Raw genomic sequence first — 21,063 nt, forward strand, 5'->3', positions numbered from 1 at the left:
CCTCCGAAGGAAGCAAGCACCATGACCCAACAGCCACCGGGATACCCGGAGTACCCGGAGTACCCCGAATACCCCCAGCAGTCTGCGCAGGTACCCCCGCAGTACCCCCAGCAGCAGCCGCAGCCGCCCGCCTATCCGCAGTCCCCGTACACCTACCCGCAGGCCCCGCAGGCCTCCGCCCCGATACCCCCGCAGTACCCGCAGACCCCGCCCCAGGTACCCCTGACTCCCCCTGCCCGGGCCCAGGCGGCCCCTGCTCCGGCCCCGGCCGCCAAGCCCGCGCCCGCCGACGACCCGGACCACCCGAACCACATCAACACCGACGCCCGCCGCGTCCACATCTCCAGCCAGCAGCGCCACACGGACGCCACCGCGGTCGGCAACCTGCTGCTCTATCTGCCGAACTTCCTGTGCAGCCTCGCCGTTGTCGGCCTGTTCTCCGCCTTCTTCGGCAAGCTCGCGTTCCTGATCATCCTGCTCTGGCTGGCCAGCGGCGCACTCGTGTTCCACCGCCCCACGGAAAGCGCCCTCGCGCGCCGTCTGCTCCACCTGCGCTACCCCACTCCGCAAGAACGAGCCAAAATCGAACCGGTCTGGCGGGAGGTCACCGCCCGCGCCGGCGTCGAGGGCCGTAACTACGAGCTGTGGGTCGAGGACAGCGACGGCCTGAACGCGGTCGCCGCGGCCGGCCACATCGTCGGCGTCACCCGCTTCGCTCTGAACGAGCTGCCCAACGGCGAGCTGGCCGCCGTCATGGCGCACGAACTCGGCCACCACGTCGGCGGCCACGCCTGGTCCGGGCTGCTCGGCTACTGGTACGCGCTGCCGGGCCGGATGGCCTGGCGGGTGCTGAAGGCGGTCTCCGTCGTCGCCTTCCACGTCTCGCGCGCCTTCGGCTGCTTCGGCGTCGCCTTCGTCGTGATGATCGTCGGCGGTCTCGCGTTCGCCACGATCAGCACCCTGTACGGGCTGCCGCTGCTGATCCTGGGCGTGCCGTACGCGCTCGCCGCCGTCGGCCGGCGTGCCGAACTGCGCGCCGACGAGCACGCCGCCGCCCTCGGTTTCGCCCCGATGCTGGCCTCCGTACTCGACAAGCTGCACCAGGGCGAGCAGCACGAGCAGGCCGCGCAGACCGCGCTGAACGGCGGGGTGCCCGTCGAGGAGAGCGCACTGAGCAAGCTGCTCTCCTCCCACCCGGACTACCACACCCGCCTGCACCACCTGCAGCAGTACCTCCAGCCGCAGCGGCCGTACTGAGCACGGGCACGACGGCCCGATACACGCCTGAGGGCGGCCACCCCGTACGAAACGGGATGGCCGCCCTCAGTACTTCAGAGCCGACTACTACTGGTTGTACGGACCGTAGTCGTAGTCCTCCAGCGGGACGGCCTGGCCGGAGCCGGTGCCGAACGGCGAGTAGTCGATGTCGTCGTAGCCGACGGCCGAGTACATCGCGGCCTTGGCCTCCTCGGTGGGCTCCACCCGGATGTTGCGGTAGCGGGACAGACCCGTACCGGCCGGGATGAGCTTACCGATGATGACGTTCTCCTTGAGGCCGATCAGGGAGTCGGACTTGGCGTTGATCGCCGCGTCCGTCAGAACCCTGGTCGTCTCCTGGAAGGACGCCGCCGACAGCCAGGACTCCGTGGCCAGCGAGGCCTTGGTGATACCCATGAGCTGCGGACGACCGGAGGCCGGGTGACCGCCCTCCTGGACCACACGACGGTTCTCCTGCTCGAAGCGGGAGCGCTCGACCAGCTCGCCGGGCAGCAGCTCGGCGTCGCCGGACTCGATGATCGTCACGCGGCGGAGCATCTGCCGGATGATGATCTCGATGTGCTTGTCGTGGATCGACACACCCTGCGAGTTGTACACCTTCTGGACCTCGCCGACCAGGTGGACCTGGACGGCACGCTGACCCAGGATGCGCAGCACGTCGTGCGGGTTGGTGGCACCCACGGTGAGCTTCTGGCCCACCTCGACGTGCTCGCCCTCGCTGACCAGAAGACGGGCACGCTTCGAGATCGGGAACGCCGTCTCGTCGCTGCCGTCGTCCGGGGTGACGACGATCTTCTTGGTCTTCTCGGTCTCCTCGATCCGCACGCGGCCCTGGGCCTCGGAGATCGGGGCGACACCCTTCGGCGTACGAGCCTCGAAGAGCTCGACGACACGGGGCAGACCCTGGGTGATGTCGTCACCGGCCACACCACCGGTGTGGAAGGTACGCATCGTCAGCTGCGTGCCGGGCTCACCGATGGACTGGGCGGCGATGATGCCGACCGCCTCACCGATGTCGACCAGCTTGCCGGTGGCCAGCGAGCGGCCGTAGCACATGGCGCAGGTACCGACGGCGGACTCGCAGGTCAGGACCGAGCGGGTCTTGACCGTCTCGATGCCGTGCTTGACCAGCTCGTCGATGAGGACGTCGCCGAGGTCGGTGTTGGCCGGGGCCAGCACCTTGCCGTCGACGGTGATGTCCTCGGCCAGCGCACGGGCGTACACGCTGGTCTCGACGTTCTCCGCCTTGCGCAGGACACCGTCCGCGCCGCGCTCCGCGATGTGCAGCTTGAGGCCGCGGTCGGTGCCGCAGTCCTCCTCGCGGATGATGACGTCCTGGGAGACGTCGACGAGACGACGGGTGAGGTAACCCGAGTCGGCGGTACGGAGGGCGGTGTCGGCCAGACCCTTACGGGCACCGTGGGTGGAGATGAAGTACTCCAGCACGGACAGGCCTTCACGGAAGGACGCCTTGATGGGACGGGGAATCGTCTCGTTCTTGGCGTTCGACACCAGACCACGCATACCGGCGATCTGACGCATCTGCATCATGTTTCCTCGGGCACCCGAGTCAACCATCATGAAGATGGGGTTCGTCTTGGGGAAGTTCTCGTTCATCGCCTCGGCGACCTCGTTGGTCGCCTGGGTCCAGATCTGGATGAGCTCCTGCGTGCGCTCTTCCTTGGTGATCAGACCGCGCTCGTACTGCTTCTGGACCTTCTCGTCCTTGGCCTCGTAGCCCTTGACGATCTCCTTCTTCGCCTCGGGAACGACGACGTCGGAGATGGCCACGGTGACACCGGAACGGGTCGCCCAGAAGAAGCCGGCCGCCTTCAGGTTGTCGAGCGTCGCCGCCACGATGACCTTGGGGTAGCGCTCGGCCAGGTCGTTGACGATCTCGGAGAGCTGCTTCTTGCCCACCGAGTAGTCGACGAACGGGTAGTCCTCGGGCAGCAGCTCGTTGAAGAGCGCGCGGCCCAGGGTCGTACGGAGGCGGAAGGTGTCACCCTGCTGCCACTCGGGCTCGCCCTCCTCGCGGACCGGCGGCACCCAGCCACGCGGCGGGATGGTGCCCACCGGGAAGCGGATGTCGACGGCCGACTGGAGCGCCAGCTCGCCGGCGTCGAACGCCATGGTCGCCTCGGCCGTGGAGCCGAACGCGCGGCCCTCGCCCTTGACGTCACGGAGCTCGCCGTCGGTGGTGAGGAAGAACAGGCCCAGCACCATGTCCTGGGTCGGCATGGTGACGGGACGACCGTCGGCCGGCTTCAGGATGTTGTTCGAGGACAGCATCAGGATGCGGGCCTCGGCCTGCGCCTCCGCGGAGAGCGGCAGGTGCACGGCCATCTGGTCGCCGTCGAAGTCCGCGTTGAACGCGGTGCAGACGAGCGGGTGGATCTGGATGGCCTTGCCCTCGACCAGCTGCGGCTCGAAGGCCTGGATGCCGAGGCGGTGCAGCGTGGGCGCACGGTTCAGGAGAACCGGGTGCTCCGCGATGACCTCTTCCAGGACGTCGTAGACGACCGTGCGGCCGCGCTCGACCATCCGCTTCGCCGACTTGATGTTCTGCGCGTGGTTCAGGTCGACCAGGCGCTTCATCACGAACGGCTTGAAGAGTTCCAGCGCCATGGCCTTCGGCAGACCGCACTGGTGCAGCTTCAGCTGCGGACCGACGACGATCACGGAACGCGCGGAGTAGTCCACGCGCTTGCCGAGCAGGTTCTGACGGAAGCGACCCTGCTTGCCCTTGAGCATGTCGGACAGCGACTTCAGCGGACGGTTGCCGGGGCCCGTCACCGGGCGGCCACGACGGCCGTTGTCGAAGAGCGCGTCGACGGCCTCCTGGAGCATGCGCTTCTCGTTGTTCACGATGATCTCGGGGGCACCGAGGTCGAGAAGGCGCTTCAGGCGGTTGTTGCGGTTGATCACACGGCGGTACAGGTCGTTCAGGTCGGAGGTCGCGAAGCGGCCACCGTCCAGCTGCACCATCGGGCGGAGGTCCGGCGGGATGACCGGGACGCAGTCGAGGACCATGCCCTTGGGGCTGTTGGAGGTCTGCAGGAAGGCAGACACGACCTTCAGCCGCTTCAGGGCGCGGGTCTTCTTCTGGCCCTTGCCGGTGCGGATGATCTCGCGGAGGCGCTCGGCCTCCTCCTCGAGGTCGAAGGACTCCAGGCGCTTCTGCAGCGCCGCGGCACCCATCGAACCGTCGAAGTAGGTGCCGAAGCGGTCCCGCAGCTCGCGGTAGAGCAGCTCGTCACCCTCGAGGTCCTGGACCTTGAGGTTCTTGAACCGGGTCCACACCTCGTCCAGGCGGTCGATCTCGCGCTGCGCACGGTCGCGCAGCTGCTTCATCTCCCGCTCGGCGCCTTCGCGCACCTTGCGGCGCACGTCGGCCTTGGCACCCTCGGCCTCCAGCTCGGCCAGGTCGGCCTCGAGCTTCTTGGCGCGGGCTTCGAGGTCGGAGTCACGCCGGTTCTCGACCTGCTGACGCTCCACGGAGACGTGCGCCTCCAGGGACGGCAGGTCGCGGGTGCGGCGCTCCTCGTCGACGAACGTGATCATGTACGCCGCGAAGTAGATGACCTTCTCGAGGTCCTTCGGGGCGAGGTCGAGCAGGTATCCCAGCCGGGACGGGACACCCTTGAAGTACCAGATGTGCGTGACGGGCGCGGCCAGTTCGATGTGGCCCATCCGCTCACGGCGCACCTTGGCGCGGGTCACCTCGACGCCGCAGCGCTCACAGATGATGCCCTTGAAGCGGACGCGCTTGTACTTGCCGCAGTAGCACTCCCAGTCCCGGGTCGGACCGAAGATCTTCTCGCAGAAGAGTCCGTCCTTTTCGGGCTTGAGGGTGCGGTAGTTGATGGTCTCGGGCTTCTTGACCTCGCCGTGGCTCCACTGACGGATGTCGTCAGCGGTTGCCAGACCGATCCGGAGCTCATCGAAGAAGTTGACGTCGAGCACTATGCGTCAATCCCTCTCAGGGTTGTAAGTCTTGGGGTCTGATACGGGGGTCCTGGGGCCGGAGACCTGCGCGCGGCAGGTCTCCGGACTCCCGTCAGACCTCTTCGACGCTGCTCGGCTCGCGCCGGGACAGGTCGATGCCGAGCTCCTCCGCTGCGCGGAAGACATCCTCGTCGGTGTCACGCATCTCGATGGACATACCGTCACTGGACAGCACCTCCACGTTCAGGCAGAGCGACTGCATCTCCTTGATGAGCACCTTGAAGGACTCGGGGATGCCGGGCTCGGGGATGTTCTCGCCCTTGACGATGGCCTCGTAGACCTTCACGCGGCCGGTGACGTCGTCGGACTTGATGGTCAGCAGTTCCTGGAGGGCGTAGGCGGCGCCGTATGCCTCCAGCGCCCACACCTCCATCTCGCCGAATCGCTGACCACCGAACTGCGCCTTACCACCCAGCGGCTGCTGGGTGATCATCGAGTACGGACCGGTCGAACGGGCGTGCAGCTTGTCGTCGACCAGGTGGTGCAGCTTCAGGATGTACATGTAGCCGATCGAGATCGGCTCCGGGAACGGCTCGCCGGAGCGGCCGTCGAACAGGTTGGCCTTTCCGGAGGCCTGGACCAGGCGGTCGCCGTCGCGGTTCGGGATCGTGGCCTCGAAGAGACCGGAGATCTCGTCCTCGCGGGCGCCGTCGAAGACCGGGGTCGCGACGTTGGTGCCCGGGGCGACCTGGTCGGCGCCGATGGCCTGCAGGCGGCGCGCCCACTCGTCGCTGAGCCCGGAGACGTCCCAGCCGCGGCTGGCGAGCCAGCCGAGGTGGATCTCCAGGACCTGTCCCGGGTTCATTCGGGACGGGACACCCAGCGGGTTGAGGATGATGTCGACCGGAGTCCCGTCCTCGAGGAACGGCATGTCCTCGATGGGCAGGATCTTCGAAATAACACCCTTGTTGCCGTGACGGCCGGCCAGCTTGTCACCGTCGGTGATCTTGCGCTTCTGCGCAACATACACCCGGACCAACTGGTTGACGCCGGGCGGCAGTTCGTCGCCCTCCTCGCGGTCGAAGACGCGGACGCCGATGACCTTGCCGATCTCGCCGTGCGGCACCTTCAGCGAGGTGTCGCGTACTTCGCGCGCCTTCTCACCAAAGATCGCGCGGAGCAGGCGCTCCTCGGGGGTCAGCTCGGTCTCGCCCTTGGGCGTGACCTTGCCGACGAGGATGTCACCGGCGACGACCTCGGCACCGATCCGGATGATGCCGCGCTCGTCGAGGTCGGCGAGGACCTCCTCGGAGACGTTCGGGATGTCCCGGGTGATCTCCTCGGGGCCGAGCTTGGTGTCACGGGCGTCGACCTCGTGCTCCTCGATGTGGATCGAGGAGAGGACGTCGTCCTGTACGAGGCGCTGCGACAGGATGATCGCGTCCTCGTAGTTGTGACCCTCCCAGGGCATGAACGCCACGAGCAGGTTCTTGCCGAGCGCCATCTCGCCGAACTCGGTCGCCGGACCGTCGGCCAGCACCTGGTTGGCGACGACCCGGGCGCCCTCGTCCACGACAACCTTCTGGTTGACGGAGGTGCCCTGGTTGGAGCGGGAGAACTTGGCGAGGCGGTACGTGGTGTACGTGCCGTCGTCGTTGGCGGTGGTGATGTAGTCCGCGGAGACCTCCTGGACCACACCGTCCTTCTCCGACTTCAGGACGTCACCGGCGTCGACCGCGCAGCGGTACTCCATGCCGGTGCCGACCAGCGGCGCCTCGGACTTGATGAGGGGCACGGCCTGACGCATCATGTTCGCGCCCATGAGGGCACGGTTGGCGTCGTCGTGCTCCAGGAACGGGATCATCGCGGTCGCGACCGACACCATCTGGCGCGGGGAGACGTCCATGTAGTCGACGTCGTCACCGGGGACGTAGTCGACCTCGCCGCCGCGGATGCGGACCAGGACGCGGGACTCCTCGAAGCGGAACTCCTCCGTCAGCGGCGCGTTGGCCTGCGCGATGACGAATCGGTCCTCTTCGTCGGCCGTCAGGTAGTCGACCTCGTCGGTGACGACACCGTCGGTGACCCGGCGGTACGGCGTCTCGACGAAACCGAACGCGTTGACGCGGCCGTAGGAGGCGAGCGAGCCGATCAGGCCGATGTTCGGGCCTTCGGGGGTCTCGATCGGGCACATGCGGCCGTAGTGCGAGGGGTGCACGTCACGGACCTCGAAGCCGGCCCGCTCACGGGAGAGACCACCCGGGCCAAGCGCCGACAGACGGCGCTTGTGGGTGAGACCCGACAGCGGGTTGTTCTGGTCCATGAACTGCGACAGCTGGCTGGTGCCGAAGAACTCCTTGATGGAGGCGACGACCGGCCGGATGTTGATCAGGGTCTGCGGCGTGATCGCCTCGACGTCCTGGGTCGTCATCCGCTCGCGGACGACTCGCTCCATACGCGCCAGACCCGTACGGACCTGGTTCTGGATGAGCTCGCCGACGTTGCGCAGACGACGGTTGCCGAAGTGGTCGATGTCGTCGGTCTCGACGACGATCGTCGTGCCGTTGTCACCGACGGTCTCGGTCTCGCCGGCGTGCAGCTTCACCAGGTACTTGATCGACGAGATGATGTCCTCGACGGTCAGCACACCGGCGTCCAGCGGGGCTTCGCCGCCCAGCTTCTTGTTGACCTTGTAGCGGCCGACCTTGGCGAGGTCGTAGCGCTTCGGGTTGAAGTAGAGGTTCTCCAGAAGCGTCTGCGCGGCCTCGCGGGTCGGGGGCTCGCCCGGACGCAGCTTGCGGTAGATGTCGAGGAGCGCGTCGTCCTGGCCCTGGGTGTGGTCCTTCTCCAGGGTGGCGCGCATGGACTCGTACTCGCCGAACTCCTCGAGGATCTGCTCGGTCGTCCAACCGAGAGCCTTGAGCAGGACGGTGACGGACTGCTTGCGCTTGCGGTCGATGCGGACACCGACCATGTCGCGCTTGTCGATCTCCATCTCCAGCCAGGCACCCCGGGAGGGGATCACCTTGGCGGAGAAGATGTCCTTGTCGGACGTCTTGTCGATCGAGGAGTCGAAGTAGACGCCCGGCGAGCGGACCAGCTGCGACACGACGACACGCTCGGTGCCGTTGATGACGAAGGTGCCCTTGTTGGTCATGAGCGGGAAGTCGCCCATGAAGACCGTCTGGGACTTGATCTCGCCGGTCTCGTTGTTGGTGAACTCAGCGGTTACGAAGAGCGGGGCGGCGTACGTGAAGTCGCGCTCCTTGCACTCGTCGATGCTGTTCTTGGGAGGTTCGAAACGGTGGTCGCGGAAGGTCAGCGACATCGACCCGGAGAAGTCCTCGATCGGAGAGATCTCCTCGAAGATCTCCTCCAGACCGGACTTGGTGGGGACGTCCTGACCCGACTCCAGAGCCGCCTCGACCCGACTCTGCCAGGCGGTGTTGCCGAGCAGCCAGTCGAAGCTCTCGGTCTGCAACGCGAGCAGGTTGGGAACCTCGAGGGGCTCCTTGATCTTTGCAAAGGAGATGCGCAGCGGGGCGGTGCTGGCGCCGTTGTTCATATTCGCGGTCGAGGCAGTGCGCGAGGCGGCCAAGAGGGGGTCCTTCCGAGGGCTCGGACTCACTACGCGCGTACCGGCCCCCCACTCGCGCACAGAGACAGAAGTCCCAGGTCAGGGACAATCCGGTCGTCGGTGCTAGAGCGAGGGCATGCCCCTGGTGACGGGCAGGGAGCAGCTAACAGGCAGCGCAAAGGGTCAGTGTAGCCACTTGGCGCACTGATGTCCAGCCCCGCTTTTTTGAGACCCTCGTCGTGCTCAACACCCTCGGCAAGCTCACGTCCTCAACGCGTTGATACTGCCCTCTTCGCCGCCGATCCATGCCTCGGATTCGGATCGTTGTGACGACGCGTCCTGAGAATTGCGCGCTGCGTGCGGTTCGTCAAGGCCTGCATGGCCCACCCCACATGCCACCAGGGTGCTCGGAGGCACGAAGAAGATCACCATACTCCGCGAACCCCTGGCTGCAAGGCTGCCGCTCACCCGACCCAGGAACGCCGAAGAGCGACCACCCAGATGGATGATCGCTCTTCGGTGCTTAGGCGTTACAAGGTCCTTGAGACCTCGTCCACGACCTCGAGGTGTTACTTGACCTCGACGGAGGCGCCGGCGGCCTTGAGGGACTCGGCGGCCTTCTCGGCGACGTCCTTGGCGACCTTCTCGACGACGGGCTTCGGGGCGCCGTCCACGAGGTCCTTGGCCTCCTTGAGACCCAGCGAGGTCAGCTCACGCACGACCTTGATGACCTGGATCTTCTTCTCGCCGGCGCCGGTGAGGATGACGTCGAACTCGTCCTGCTCCTCAGCGGCCTCGGCCGGGGCGCCGGGGGCGGCGGGGCCGGCAACGGCGACCGCGGCGGCGGCGGTGACGTCGAACTTCTCCTCGAACGCCTTCACGAACTCGGAAAGCTGGATGAGGGTCATGGTCTCGAACTCGGCGAGCAGTTCGTCCTGGGTGAGAGCCACGATGGCTTCCTTCCACTAATTTCGGCTGGTGCCGGTGTGTACATGTCTGGCGGGCGTACGTTCGGCCCGCTACGACCACTGCCTTGGGCTGGCTGCTTCAGGCGGCGGTCATGCTGCGAGCCGAATTACTCGGCACCGCCCTGCTCTTCTTGCTTGGCGCGAAGGGCGTCCACCGTGCGGACGAGCTTCGACGGAAGCGCCTGGAAGAGCTGCGCAGCCTGAGTCTGCTTGCCCTTGAAGGCACCCGCCAGCTTGGAGAGCAGAACCTCGCGGGACTCGAGGTCCGCGAGCTTCTTGATCTCGTCGGCGGACAGCGCCTTGCCGTCAAGGACACCGCCCTTGATGACGAGGTTCGGGTTGTCCTTGGCGAAGTCACGAAGACCCTTCGCCGACTCCACCGGGTCACCGGTGATGAAGGCGACCGCCGTCGGACCGTTGAACAGGTCGTCGAGCGTAGAGATCCCGGCCTCGTTGGCCGCAATCTTGGTCAGCGTGTTCTTCACCACGGCGTACTGGGCGTTCTCACCGAGCGAACGACGCAGCGTCTTGAGCTGCGCCACGGTGAGACCCCGGTACTCGGTCAGCACGGCGGCGTTCGAGTCGCGGAACTGGTCCGCAAGCTCGGCTACCGCGGCAGCCTTGTCGGGCCTTGCCATAGAGCGTCGGCCTCCTTCCGGGTGATGAGGACCGCTCAGAAGGGGCTGGGACAGAGAAAACGCCCCGGCGCAGGCGCACGGGGCGTAGCTCGACCGGAAACAACGTCTCCGGGAGCACATCCAGTTCACCTGCGCGGGTCGTCCACTGTTCAGCGGATCCTTCGGTCACCACACCCTTTGACAGGCACGGCAACGACCAGCGGTCTTTGGCTTCTCCCGAAGAGTACGGGACCCGTACACGCCCAAGCAAATCCGCCTGTACGGCTCAGCCCCGGGCGTCCTTCATCAGCTGGGCGAGGTCGGTGGTGTCCTTCGCCGGCGGGACGGTGACCGTCATGTCGAGCGGGCCCTTGTCGCCATCGCCGCGCATCCGGAACCGCTTGGTGTGGTGGTCGCCGTCGACCCACATGTCCATGGTGAGCGCGTCGACGCCCATCTTCTCGTAACTCTCGACGCTCTTCGCGCGCCGCTCCCCCCGTTGGCGGTGAGGTTGTTCCGCAGGCCGCCCAGGGCCGACATGTCGAGCTTCACCCAGTGCTTGCCGCCCAGTTCCCTGGCCGTCTCGGCGCCGCCGTCGAGGTAGAGCGCCTTGTCCACGACGCGCACCCGGACGGTGGAGCAGGTCTTGGCCGAGGTCATCCTCATGCTCATGGCCTGGGGCTTCATGCTCATGGCCGCCTCGGCCGTGACCTTCCCCTCGCCGGGCATCGCGCCGGCCATCCGATAGCGGAGGGACGTGATGTCCTGCGTCCGCTTCGCCGCCTGGGCCACGGCCGCCGCGGGCGCCATGTCCGGCGAGGAGTCCGCGGCGAGCTTCGAGCAGCCGACCGCTCCGGTCTTCTGAATTCCCGTGCCCCTGGGGCGAGTTGGGCGGTCTGGTGAATTCCCTTGGCCCCAGGGCGAGTTGGGCGGCTCAGGAGCTGGTGCCGGAGCCGGTCGCCGTGTCGGCGCTGCCCGGGGTCACCCCCTGCTTCTTCAGCAGCGACATGAAGTCCTCGGTGTCGCTCGCCGGGGGCACGGTGGCCTCGACCTTCACGCCGTAGTCGCTGTAGTAGGCGGTCTGGCTGTACTCGCCCGACGACATCTCGCCCTTCTCGACCTTCTTGACCAGCAGGTCCTGGGCGTTGATCCAGATGTCGACCCGCTCCGTGGAGACGCCGGCCGAGGTGAGCTGCTTCTTCAGGCCGGCGAGCTGGCTCGCGGTGAGGTTGGAGTTCTTGGTGGCGAGGTCGGCGACGTTGACCGTGCCCGAGTAGTGCGTGGTCTGCTGGCCGCGGACCGACTCCGTGCCGACCTTCTTGACGTCCCCGGAGGCGAGCAGGAGCTTCACCGACTGGTTCGGCGTGGAGTTCTGCATCTGGTCCTTGAGGTACGCGCCGGAGCTGCCGCCGAGCTTGGCGAGGTCGTCGTAGGCGTACTTGATCCAGTGCTTGCCGCCGGCCTGCGCGGCGAACTTCTCGCCCATCTTGGCGTAGTAGGCGTCGGGCAGATAGCGGGCCTCCATCGAGGTGCTGCCCGCCGCGCGCATCGCGTCGGCCATCGAGCCGCCGGTGTAGTTCATCGTGAGCGTGCCGCTGATGCCGTCGCTCCAGCCGAGGTTGCCCTTGGCGTCCATGGACATCAGGGTGCCCAGGACCGTGGAGGACTCGACCTTGGCGGAGTCGGCCTTGTCGGTGGACTGCTCGGCGCTGCGCAGGGCCGCTATGGGGCTCACCCGGGTCGCGCCCTTGCCGACCGTCTTGTCGTCCTTGCCCGAGCCCCCGGAGGAGCCCGTGGAACCGCAGGCGGCCACCGAGGCCAGCGCGGTCCCCACCGCGATCGACAGACCCACCCTGCGCACGGTCGTGCTCTTCATCCGTCCCCCACCCCTATGCGATTGCTGTGCCTGCCTCAAACGCTAGCGCAGAGCACTGACACCCCGTACGAAAGAGGACGAGCCCCGCACCTCGAAGGTTGCGGGGCTCGTCCAATTCTGACGCGTACGCGACGCGGCTACCGGGGTGAGCGCGGGGCTCAGACGGCGGCCGGGTCCTCCTCGACGAGGAGGTTGCGGGTGCGGTTCGGGTCGACCGGAATGCCGGGGCCGATCGTGGTGCTGATCGCGGCCTTCTTGATGTAGCGACCCTTGGCGGCGGACGGCTTCAGACGGAGGATCTCGTCCAGGGCCGCGCCGTAGTTCTCCACCAGCTTGGTGTCGTCGAAGGACGACTTGCCGATGATGAAGTGCAGGTTCGAGTGCTTGTCGACGCGGAACTCGATCTTTCCGCCCTTGATCTCGTTGACGGCCTTGGCCACGTCCGGCGTCACGGTGCCGGTCTTGGGGTTCGGCATGAGACCACGGGGGCCGAGCACGCGGCCGAGGCGGCCGACCTTGCCCATGAGGTCCGGGGTGGCGACGACGGCGTCGAAGTCCAGCCGGCCCTTCGCCACCTCGTCGATGAGTTCGTCGGAGCCGACGATGTCGGCGCCCGCGGCGGTCGCGGCCTCGGCACGGTCACCGGTCGCGAAGACCAGGACCCGGGCGGTCTTACCGGTGCCGTGCGGGAGGTTCACGGTGCCACGGACCATCTGGTCGGCCTTGCGCGGGTCGACACCCAGACGGAAGGCGACCTCGACGGTGCCGTCGAACTTGGAGGTGGAGGTCTCCTTGGCGAGACGGACGGCCTCGAGCGGGGCGTAGAGCTTGTCCCGGTCGATCTTGGCGTCCGCAGCGCGGAGAGACTTGCTGCGCTTGCTCACTACTGCTCCTGGTGTGTTCTGAGGAGTCGTGGTACGGACCGAGCAGGTCCCACCACAATCACTTCTGCGGGTGAAGGTCAGCCCTCGACCGTGATGCCCATGGAACGGGCGGTGCCGGCGATGATCTTCGACGCGGCGTCCAGGTCGTTGGCGTTCAGGTCGGGAAGCTTGGTCGTGGCGATCTCACGGACCTGCGCCTGGGTGATCTTGGCGACCTTGGTCTTGTGCGGCTCGCCCGAGCCCTTCTCGACACCCGCGGCCTTGAGGATCATCTTCGCGGCCGGCGGAGTCTTGGTGATGAAGGTGAAGGAGCGGTCCTCGTAGACCGTGATCTCCACCGGGATCACCCAGCCGCGCTGCGACTCGGTCGCCGCGTTGTAGGCCTTGCAGAACTCCATGATGTTGACGCCGTGCTGACCGAGCGCGGGGCCGACCGGCGGGGCCGGGTTCGCCGCACCGGCGTTGATCTGGAGCTTGATAAGCCCCGTGACCTTCTTCTTCTTGGGAGGCATTGCTCTCTCCGGGTCCTAGTGAGAGTTTTCGGCCCCCGTCCGGTTAATCCGGATGGAGGCATACCGCACAACGATAACGGGTATCCATGCGCGGCCAAAAACCGAGCAGGTCAGAGAGGCTTTTGACAGCCCGTCTGACCTGCTCGGAAGACGTACGTCCAGGGAGAACTAGTTCTTCTGGATCTGGTCGAAGGACAGCTCGACCGGCGTCTCGCGGCCGAAGATCTCGACGAGACCCTTGACCTTCTTCGAGTCGGCGTTGATCTCGTTGATGGTCGCCTGCAGCGTCGCGAACGGGCCGTCGGTGACGGTGACCGAGTCGCCGACCTCGAAGTCCAGCACCTGGACCTCGACCTTGCGCTGCGGAACCGGCTTGCCCTCGGCCTCGGCGGCCTCGCGGGCGGCCTTCTCCTCGGCCTCCGGGGCGAGCATCTTGACGATCTCGTCCAGGGTCAGCGGGTACGGGTCGTAGGCGTTGCCCACGAAGCCGGTGACGCCGGGGGTGTTGCGGACGACGCCCCAGGACTCGTTCGTCAGGTCCATGCGGACCAGGACGTAGCCCGGGAGCTTGTTCTGCTTGATGGTCTTGCGGTCGCCGTTCTTGATCTGGACGACCTCTTCCTGCGGCACCTCGGCCTGGAAGATGTAGTCCTCGACGTTCAGCGAGACGGCGCGCTGCTCCAGGTTGGTCTTCACGCGGTTCTCGTAACCGGCGTACGTGTGGATGACGTACCACTCGCCGGGGAGGGTGCGGAGTTCCTCGCGCAGGGCGACCACCGGGTCGACGGGCTCGGCCGGCTCGGCCTCTTCCTCGTCGTCCTCGGCCGCGGTCTCGTCGTCGAGGTCCTCGGTCGCTTCCTCGTCCTCGTCCTCGACGTGCAGGGCGGCTTCCTCGGCGGGCTCGCCCGCGTCGGCGTCGGCAGCCTCGACCTCGTCCAGCTCCTCGTCCGCGCCCTCGACGATGTCGAGTTCGTCTTCCACGGACTCGTCCGGCTCGACGGCCTCGTTCAGGTTCGGGTCAGACACGTGGCTGCTTCTTCCTGGATACATGGGGGTGGAACACGCGAAAGGGGCGCCGGTCAGGGCGCCCTTCGCTTCCGGCCTCAGCCGAAGACGTACTTCGCGGCGTGATTCAGTCCGTAGTCAATCACGGTCACCAGACCGATCATGATGACGACGAAGACGATCACGACGGTCGTGTACGTCGTCAGCTGGTTGCGCGTCGGCCAGACGACCTTGCGGAGTTCCGCGACGATCTGGCGATAGAAGATGCCGAGTCGCTTCAGCGGGCCCTTCTTGGCGCGCTTACCGCCCTTGCGGGCCTTCTTCTTGGACTCCGACACCTCGTCCTGGGCATCAGGCATGTCGATGGAGCCCACGGCGTCCGCCATTCATCCTCACCTGTTCCCGGGTCGTGGCCGTGCCGCGCCCGGTCTGAGCCGCACGGCGGTGCATTGCTGTACGTACATGCGCTGCGCACACATCCTGGTGAAGGTGTGTGTAGCAGGGCCGGAGGGACTTGAACCCCCAACCGCCGGTTTTGGAGACCGGTGCTCTACCAATTGAGCTACGACCCTTTGTGACATCCCCAACGTACCGCATCCACCCGGGTGCTCGGTGTGCACCAAGTAGGGCGCGGCTGCTGAAGGCCAACGAGGTAGGAGTGTACGTGCTCCTGGGGCGGCCGTCGAACAGAAAGTGCCTGTACGGGGATCGGCGACGGAAGATCGCCCAGGCCGGGGCGGGAATCCGGACGGTTGTTCAGTGCTCGCCCGATCATGTTCAGTCCGTGAATCCGGTGTGCCGGGCGGGTTTCCGGTCTGAAACGATGGGCCCATGAGCGCCTCAACCCCTCCCACCGAGCGCCGGGTCTCCGCCCGAGTCGGCGCGATCTCCGAGTCCGCCACCCTCGCCGTGGACGCCAAGGCCAAGGCCCTCAAGGCCGCCGGGCGTCCGGTGATCGGCTTCGGCGCGGGTGAACCGGACTTCCCGACTCCGGACTACGTCGTCCAGGCCGCCATCGAGGCCTGCTCGAACCCCAAGTACCACCGCTACACCCCGGCCGGCGGTCTGCCGGAGCTGAAGGCCGCGATCGCCGCGAAGACGCTGCGCGACTCGGGCTACGAGGTGGACGCCTCGCAGATCCTGGTCACCAACGGCGGCAAGCAGGCCATCTACGAAGCGTTCGCCGCGATCCTCGACCCGGGCGACGAGGTCATCGTCCCCGCGCCGTACTGGACGACGTACCCGGAGTCGATCCGTCTCGCCGGCGGTGTCCCGGTGGACGTCGTCGCCGACGAGACGACCGGATACCGCGTCACCGTCGAGCAGTTGGAGGCGGCCCGCACCGAGAACACCAAGGTCGTCCTCTTCGTCTCGCCGTCCAACCCGACCGGCGCCGTCTACAGCGAGGCCGAGGCCGAGGCGATCGGCCGCTGGGCCGTCGAGCACGGCCTGTGGGTCATGACGGACGAGATCTACGAGCACCTCGTCTACGGGGACGCGAAGTTCACCTCGCTGCCCGCGATCCTCCCGGAGCTGCGCGACAAGTGCATCGTGGTCAACGGTGTCGCCAAGACGTACGCCATGACCGGCTGGCGGGTGGGCTGGATCGTCGGCCCGAAGGACGTCGTCAAGGCCGCGACCAACCTCCAGTCGCACGCCACGTCGAACGTCTCGAACGTGGCCCAGGTCGCCGCGCTGGCCGCCGTCTCCGGCGACCTGAAGGCCGTGGCGGAGATGCGCGAGGCCTTCGACCGCCGCCGCAAGACCATCGTGCGGATGCTGAACGAGATCGACGGCGTGCTCTGCCCGGAGCCCGAGGGCGCGTTCTACGTCTACCCGTCGGTCAAGGCCCTCCTCGGCAAGGAGATCCGGGGCAAGCGCCCCCAGGACTCGGTCGAGCTGGCCGCGCTGATCCTGGAGGAGGCCGAGGTCGCGGTCGTCCCGGGCGAGGCCTTCGGGACCCCCGGCTATCTGCGGCTGTCTTACGCCCTGGGTGACGAGGATCTCGTCGAGGGTGTCAGCCGCATCCAGAAGCTGCTCTCCGAGGCCACGGACTGAGTTTTCGTACCTCCACGCGCGCGTGCGGGCCGTTTCCCTCCGGGGAGGCGGCCCGCTGCTGTGTGCGAGCAAGACCACTATCGGGGAAAGCGGTACCGGGACGACGGGAACGTACGGCAGGATTCCCGGATGGAGCGTGTACGTGATGTCTCTGAACTGCCGAAAGCCCATCTGCACCTGCACTTCACCGGGTCGATGCGGCCGACCACGGTGCTGGAGCTGGCCGACAAGTACGGCGTACGACTGCCGGACGCCCTGACCGAGGCGCTGACCAGCGGGGAGCCGCCGAAGCTGCGGGCGACCGACGAGCGGGGCTGGTTCCGTTTCCAGCGGCTGTACGACGCGGCGCGGTCGTGCCTGCGGGAGCCCGAGGACATCCAGCGGCTGGTGCGCGAGGCCGCCGAGGAGGACGTCAGGGACGGCTCGGGCTGGCTGGAGATCCAGGTGGACCCGACGTCGTACGCGCCGCGCCTGGGCGGGCTCATCCCGGCGCTGGAGGTCATCCTGGACGCGGTGGAGACGACCTCCCGCGAGACCGGGCTCGGGATGCGGGTGCTGGTTGCCGCGAACCGGATGAAGCACCCCCTGGACGCGCGCACGCTGGCCCGGCTGGCGGTGCGGTACGCGGACCACGGGGTGGTCGGTTTCGGCCTCTCGAACGACGAACGCCGGGGTATGGCACGGGACTTCGACCGGGCCTTCGCGATCGCCCAGGAGGGCGGCCTCCTGTCGGCCCCGCACGGTGGCGAGCTGGCGGGCCCGGCCTCGGTGCGGGACTGCCTGGACGACCTGCACGCGACCCGGATCGGCCACGGTGTGCGCGCGGCGGAGGACCCGCGGCTGCTGAAGCGGCTCGCGGACCGGGGCATCACCTGTGAGGTGTGCCCCGCCTCGAACGTGGCCCTGGGCGTCTACGAGAAGCACGAGGACGTGCCCCTGAGGACCCTCTTCGAGGCCGGCGTCCCCCTGGCGCTGGGCGCCGACGACCCGCTCCTGTTCGGCTCCCGGCTGGCGGCCCAGTACGAGATCGCCCGCCGCTACCACGCCTTCTCGGACCGCGAACTGGCCGAACTGGCCCGGCAGTCGGTAAGGGGTTCGGCGGCCCCGGAGGACATGAAGACCAAGCTCCTGTCCGGCATCGACGACTGGCTCAGCGCCCCGGTCGCTTGAAGTGGGCGTAGGGCGGATACGGCTTGAAACAGATCGCGAGCTCGGGATGGCGCAGGCCGCCCCTCGGGGTCACCAGTTCGTGGTGCAGACAGGTCACGCACGCCGCCTGCCCCTTGACGACCCGCTTCTCCCGCGGCCCCCAGCCGGCCGCGTAGGCGAACGCCGTCGCCGCACTGGCGAGGACATCACGCCCGCCGATGAGGAAGTACGTCCGCGCGTGCGTGGTGTGCCGCAACAGCCCGCGGTCGTACGGCCGCTCGAGCCACGCGCGCGCGTGCCGCTCGGTACGGGCCTCGTCCGTGCGGACGGTGAGCGGTGTGCCACGCCCCAACGCCCGCCGCAGTTCAGGCCACTTGGAGGGCCGAAGCCCCGTCTCCGGACGGGCCAGCACCAGATCGACCAGCTCCCCGCACCCCTCGTCGGGCGGCACGCTCCGGCGCAGCGGAATGTGCACGATGGTGTGCCGGGAGTACGCGGCGAACGAGAACAGCCCGGCCAGCCGGCTCAGCCCGTCGTGGTCCCCCATGAGCATTCCGTACGACGCCGGGTCGCGCAGTGAGGTGTGGCGCAGGGGCCGCCCGGGCTGGACGACACGGTGTTCGTGCGGGCCGGTCCTGGGCCTGAACTGGGTGAGTCTCAGCTCCATCTGGTGTGCCTCATGAGGCAAGGGTCGCGGTCAGGCGGGGTCCTCGGCAACGGAGATTCCGCCCAGCAGCGTCCTGGCGATGCGGGGCGCGAACTCGTCCACGGGCGGGCGTACGCCGGTCTGCGTCGCCTCGTAGGCGAACACGCGCTGTGCGCAGGCGCCGAGGAGGAGGGAGGCGGCGGCGAAGGTGTCCACGTCGCGGCGGACGCGGCCTGCGGTCTGTTCGGCGCGGAGGTAGGCGTCCAGGCCCTCGATCGGCTTGTGGGGGCCCGAGCCGAGCTGCCGCAGCGCCTCGTCGTGGCGCCGCTTGAGCTGGGTCTCGGCGTACAGGGAGGCCGCGATCGGGAAGCTCTGCTCGTAGAAGAGGGCCGCCTGGCGGGCGATCTCGGTGAGGTTGTCCTCCAGGGAGTGCTGTCCGGGCTCGGCGGCGAGGCTGCGCAGCAGCGGGGTCAGCTGGGGCAGCCGTTCGGAGAGGACGCTGATGAACAGCTCCTCCTTGCTGGCGAAGTACTTGTAGAGCGCGGCTTCGGAGCAGCCTGCGGCCTTCGCGATCTCCTTGGTGGTCGCCCGGGCCAGCCCGACGGTGAGCATCAGCTCGTGGGCGGCGTCGAGGATGCGCACCCGGGCGGGCTTCGAGGATTCCATGACCGGTCCGTTCGGGCTTGACGAGTGGGTGAGTACTTACCCACTCTAGAGGGAGACAGGGGTGAGTGAACGCTCACCCACCCCGTGAGGCTGAGGAGCAGGCCATGAAGCTCACCGTTTTCGGTGCCACGGGAGGCATCGGTCAGGAGATCGTCCGCCAGGCGCTGGCCTCGGGTCACCAGGTCACGGCGGTCGTACGCGACCCGGCCGGGCTGACCGTGCGCGGCGAGGGCCTGGAGGTGTTCCGCGCGGACCTCACCGACCCGGAGGCGCTGCGCCCCGCGGTCGCGGGCCGGGACGCGGTCCTTTCCGGGCTCGGCGCCCGCAGCCGCAAGGACGCCGGGGTCGCGACCCGGCTCACCCGTACGGTTCTGGCCGCCATGCAGGCGGAGGGGGTGCGCCGGGTCCTGGTGGTGAGCGCCGGTCCGGTCGGCCCCCAACCGGCGGGCGCGGGTCTCCTCGACCGCACCGCGCTCGGGCTGATCTCGGCGCTCCTGAAGGACGTGTACGCCGATCTGCGGGAGATGGAGGCGGAGTTGGCCCGCAGCGCGACCGACTGGACCTCGGTCCGGCCGCCCCGCCTGCAGAACAAGCCGGTGACCGGCACGTACCGCACGGTCGTGGGCGGCTTCCCGGACAAGGGCCGGTTCATCGCCCGCGCGGACGTGGCCCACGCGATGCTGGCGATGACCGGCGATCCGGGGACGGTGAAGCAGGGGGTGGGGGTGGCCTACTAGTCGTTGAGGCTGACGCCGACCGTCACCGGCTCGTTGACGAGGGTGATCCCGAAGGTGTCGTGGACGCCTGCGACGACCTCGCGGGCCAGGGCGAGCAGGTCGGCGGTGGTCGCCTCACCGCGGTTGGTGAGGGCGAGGGTGTGCTTGGTGGAGATGCGGGCGGGCCCGCTGCCGTACCCCTTGGTGAAGCCCGCCTTGTCGATCAGCCAGGCGGCGGAGGTCTTGGTGTGCCCCTCCCCCGCCGGGTAGGCGGGCGGCTCCGTCCCCTCTCCGAGGTGCTCCCGCACGCGCGCGTGGAACGCGGTGAACTGCTCCTCGGTGAGGATCGGGTTGGTGAAGAAGGAACCGGCCGACCAGGTGTCGTGGTCCTCGGGGTCCAGGACCATGCCCTTGCCGGCGCGCAGCGCCAGGACGGTCTCGCGGGCCCGCGCGAGCGGCACCCGGTCGCCGGGCTCGACGCCGAGGGCGCGGGCCGTCTCGGCGTACTTGACCGGCGCCGACAGCCCGTCCGCGTCCTCCAGCCGGAAGCGGACGCGCAGCACCACGTAGCGCTCGGGCTCGGCCTTGAAGCGGCTGTGGCGGTAGGAGAAGGCGCACTCCTCGTTGGTGAGGGTGACCGTCTCTCGGGTGGTGCGGTCGTAGGCGACGACCTCGGTGATGGTGGCGGAGACCTCCTGGCCGTACGCCCCCACGTTCTGGATCGGGGTCGCGCCCGCCGATCCGGGGATCCCGGCGAGGCACTCGATCCCGGCGAGCCCGGCCTCCACGGTGCGGGCGACGGCGTCGGTCCACACCTCGCCGGCCGCCAGCTCCAGTCGTGTGCCGTCGAGCACGAAGCCGCGCGTGGCGATGCGCAGGGCGGTGCCCTCGAACCCCTTGTCCCCGATGACGAGGTTGGACCCGCCCCCGATGACCAGCAGCGGCGTCCCGGTGTCGTCGGCCGCGCGGACGGCGTCGATCACCTCGGCGTCGGTGCCGGCGGTGATCAGACGGGTCGCGGGACCGCCCAACCGGAAGGTGGTCAGCGGGGCGAGGGGAGCGTCGTGGAGTTCCTGCACGGGGCCAAGCGTACGAGACGGGACCGACAACGCCGGGCGCGGTGGGGTAGGGCACGCGCGCGTGGGGCCCCACCGGATTTGGTG

General features: G+C 68.0%; 16 protein-coding genes, 1 tRNA gene and 1 pseudogene. 4 read left to right on the forward strand and 14 right to left on the reverse strand.

All coding sequences use genetic code 11. The features are described 5' to 3' along the window. The first annotated feature begins 21 nt into the window (after positions 1 to 21). Positions 22 to 1,257, forward strand: a complete 1,236-nt coding sequence (locus tag ACFXC1_RS46550; protein ID WP_381255181.1) for a M48 family metalloprotease — start codon at positions 22 to 24, stop codon at positions 1,255 to 1,257. Between the two features lie 87 nt (positions 1,258 to 1,344). Here ACFXC1_RS46550 and ACFXC1_RS46555 read toward each other — a convergent pair whose 3' ends face one another. The 11 genes and pseudogenes from ACFXC1_RS46555 to ACFXC1_RS46605 all read right to left on the reverse strand — a co-directional run bounded on the left by ACFXC1_RS46555 (position 1,345) and on the right by ACFXC1_RS46605 (position 15,237). Further along, positions 1,345 to 5,244: a DNA-directed RNA polymerase subunit beta' gene (locus ACFXC1_RS46555; RefSeq protein ID WP_381255183.1), complete on the reverse strand. Its 3,900-nt coding sequence runs from the start codon at positions 5,242 to 5,244 to the stop codon at positions 1,345 to 1,347. A gap of 94 nt (positions 5,245 to 5,338) precedes the next feature. Further along, positions 5,339 to 8,824, reverse strand: a complete 3,486-nt coding sequence (gene rpoB, locus ACFXC1_RS46560; protein WP_381255186.1) for a DNA-directed RNA polymerase subunit beta — start codon at positions 8,822 to 8,824, stop codon at positions 5,339 to 5,341. Between the two features lie 548 nt (positions 8,825 to 9,372). Continuing rightward, on the reverse strand, positions 9,373 to 9,756 hold the full coding sequence (gene rplL / locus ACFXC1_RS46565; RefSeq protein WP_381255208.1) for a 50S ribosomal protein L7/L12: 384 nt from the start codon (positions 9,754 to 9,756) through the stop codon (positions 9,373 to 9,375). A 122-nt stretch (positions 9,757 to 9,878) separates the two neighbouring features. Next, positions 9,879 to 10,409 carry a 50S ribosomal protein L10 gene (gene rplJ / locus ACFXC1_RS46570; RefSeq protein ID WP_019055481.1) on the reverse strand — a complete coding sequence of 177 codons (531 nt, stop codon included), beginning with the start codon at positions 10,407 to 10,409 and terminating at the stop codon, positions 9,879 to 9,881. Positions 10,410 to 10,674: 265 nt separating this feature from the next. Beyond that, positions 10,675 to 11,255 (reverse strand): annotated as a pseudogene (locus tag ACFXC1_RS46575) (SCO4651 family lipoprotein). Positions 11,256 to 11,322: 67 nt separating this feature from the next. Further along, positions 11,323 to 12,264, reverse strand: coding sequence for an SCO4651 family lipoprotein (locus ACFXC1_RS46580; protein ID WP_381255187.1), 942 nt, complete (start codon positions 12,262 to 12,264; stop codon positions 11,323 to 11,325). Between the two features lie 158 nt (positions 12,265 to 12,422). Continuing rightward, positions 12,423 to 13,148, reverse strand: a complete 726-nt coding sequence (gene rplA, locus ACFXC1_RS46585) for a 50S ribosomal protein L1 (RefSeq protein WP_381255189.1) — start codon at positions 13,146 to 13,148, stop codon at positions 12,423 to 12,425. Positions 13,149 to 13,225: 77 nt separating this feature from the next. Next, complete coding sequence (gene rplK, locus ACFXC1_RS46590; RefSeq protein WP_006383482.1) at positions 13,226 to 13,660, reverse strand: 50S ribosomal protein L11; 435 nt, start codon at positions 13,658 to 13,660, stop codon at positions 13,226 to 13,228. 168 nt (positions 13,661 to 13,828) lie between these two features. Further along, positions 13,829 to 14,686 carry a transcription termination/antitermination protein NusG gene (nusG, locus tag ACFXC1_RS46595; RefSeq protein WP_381255191.1) on the reverse strand — a complete coding sequence of 286 codons (858 nt, stop codon included), beginning with the start codon at positions 14,684 to 14,686 and terminating at the stop codon, positions 13,829 to 13,831. A 77-nt stretch (positions 14,687 to 14,763) separates the two neighbouring features. After that, positions 14,764 to 15,051 carry a preprotein translocase subunit SecE gene (secE, locus tag ACFXC1_RS46600; protein WP_019055477.1) on the reverse strand — a complete coding sequence of 96 codons (288 nt, stop codon included), beginning with the start codon at positions 15,049 to 15,051 and terminating at the stop codon, positions 14,764 to 14,766. 113 nt (positions 15,052 to 15,164) lie between these two features. Continuing rightward, positions 15,165 to 15,237 (reverse strand) — tRNA-Trp (locus ACFXC1_RS46605). A 259-nt stretch (positions 15,238 to 15,496) separates the two neighbouring features. On the opposite strand from ACFXC1_RS46605, the gene ACFXC1_RS46610 reads away from it, so the two are divergent. Together ACFXC1_RS46610 and ACFXC1_RS46615 are read left to right on the forward strand one after the other, a co-directional pair. After that, positions 15,497 to 16,723 carry a pyridoxal phosphate-dependent aminotransferase gene (locus tag ACFXC1_RS46610; RefSeq protein WP_381255194.1) on the forward strand — a complete coding sequence of 409 codons (1,227 nt, stop codon included), beginning with the start codon at positions 15,497 to 15,499 and terminating at the stop codon, positions 16,721 to 16,723. Positions 16,724 to 16,852: 129 nt separating this feature from the next. Continuing rightward, entirely contained in the window at positions 16,853 to 17,893 is a 1,041-nt protein-coding gene (locus ACFXC1_RS46615) for an adenosine deaminase (RefSeq protein WP_093627334.1), read from the forward strand. Here the strand turns inward: ACFXC1_RS46615 and ACFXC1_RS46620 are convergent. Continuing rightward, complete coding sequence (locus ACFXC1_RS46620) at positions 17,874 to 18,539, reverse strand: hypothetical protein (RefSeq protein ID WP_381255197.1); 666 nt, start codon at positions 18,537 to 18,539, stop codon at positions 17,874 to 17,876. The genes ACFXC1_RS46615 and ACFXC1_RS46620 overlap by 20 nt on opposite strands. A 30-nt stretch (positions 18,540 to 18,569) precedes the next feature. Next, positions 18,570 to 19,184 (reverse strand): TetR/AcrR family transcriptional regulator, encoded by a 615-nt coding sequence (locus tag ACFXC1_RS46625; RefSeq protein WP_381255199.1) that lies wholly within the window; start codon positions 19,182 to 19,184, stop codon positions 18,570 to 18,572. A 104-nt stretch (positions 19,185 to 19,288) separates the two neighbouring features. Between ACFXC1_RS46625 and ACFXC1_RS46630 the strand changes: the two genes are divergently transcribed. Beyond that, on the forward strand, positions 19,289 to 19,921 hold the full coding sequence (locus tag ACFXC1_RS46630) for an NAD(P)-dependent oxidoreductase (RefSeq protein WP_381255201.1): 633 nt from the start codon (positions 19,289 to 19,291) through the stop codon (positions 19,919 to 19,921). On the opposite strand, the gene ACFXC1_RS46635 is transcribed toward ACFXC1_RS46630, so the two are convergent. Continuing rightward, a complete protein-coding gene (locus ACFXC1_RS46635) occupies positions 19,918 to 20,979 on the reverse strand; it encodes a UDP-N-acetylmuramate dehydrogenase (RefSeq protein WP_381255203.1) in 1,062 nt (353 codons plus the stop codon). The two genes, ACFXC1_RS46630 and ACFXC1_RS46635, sit on opposite strands and share 4 nt — an antisense overlap. Between the last annotated feature and the right edge of the window lie 84 nt (positions 20,980 to 21,063).

This window comes from Streptomyces hokutonensis, assembly GCF_042751305.1.
Lineage (GTDB): Bacteria > Actinomycetota > Actinomycetes > Streptomycetales > Streptomycetaceae > Streptomyces > Streptomyces hokutonensis_A.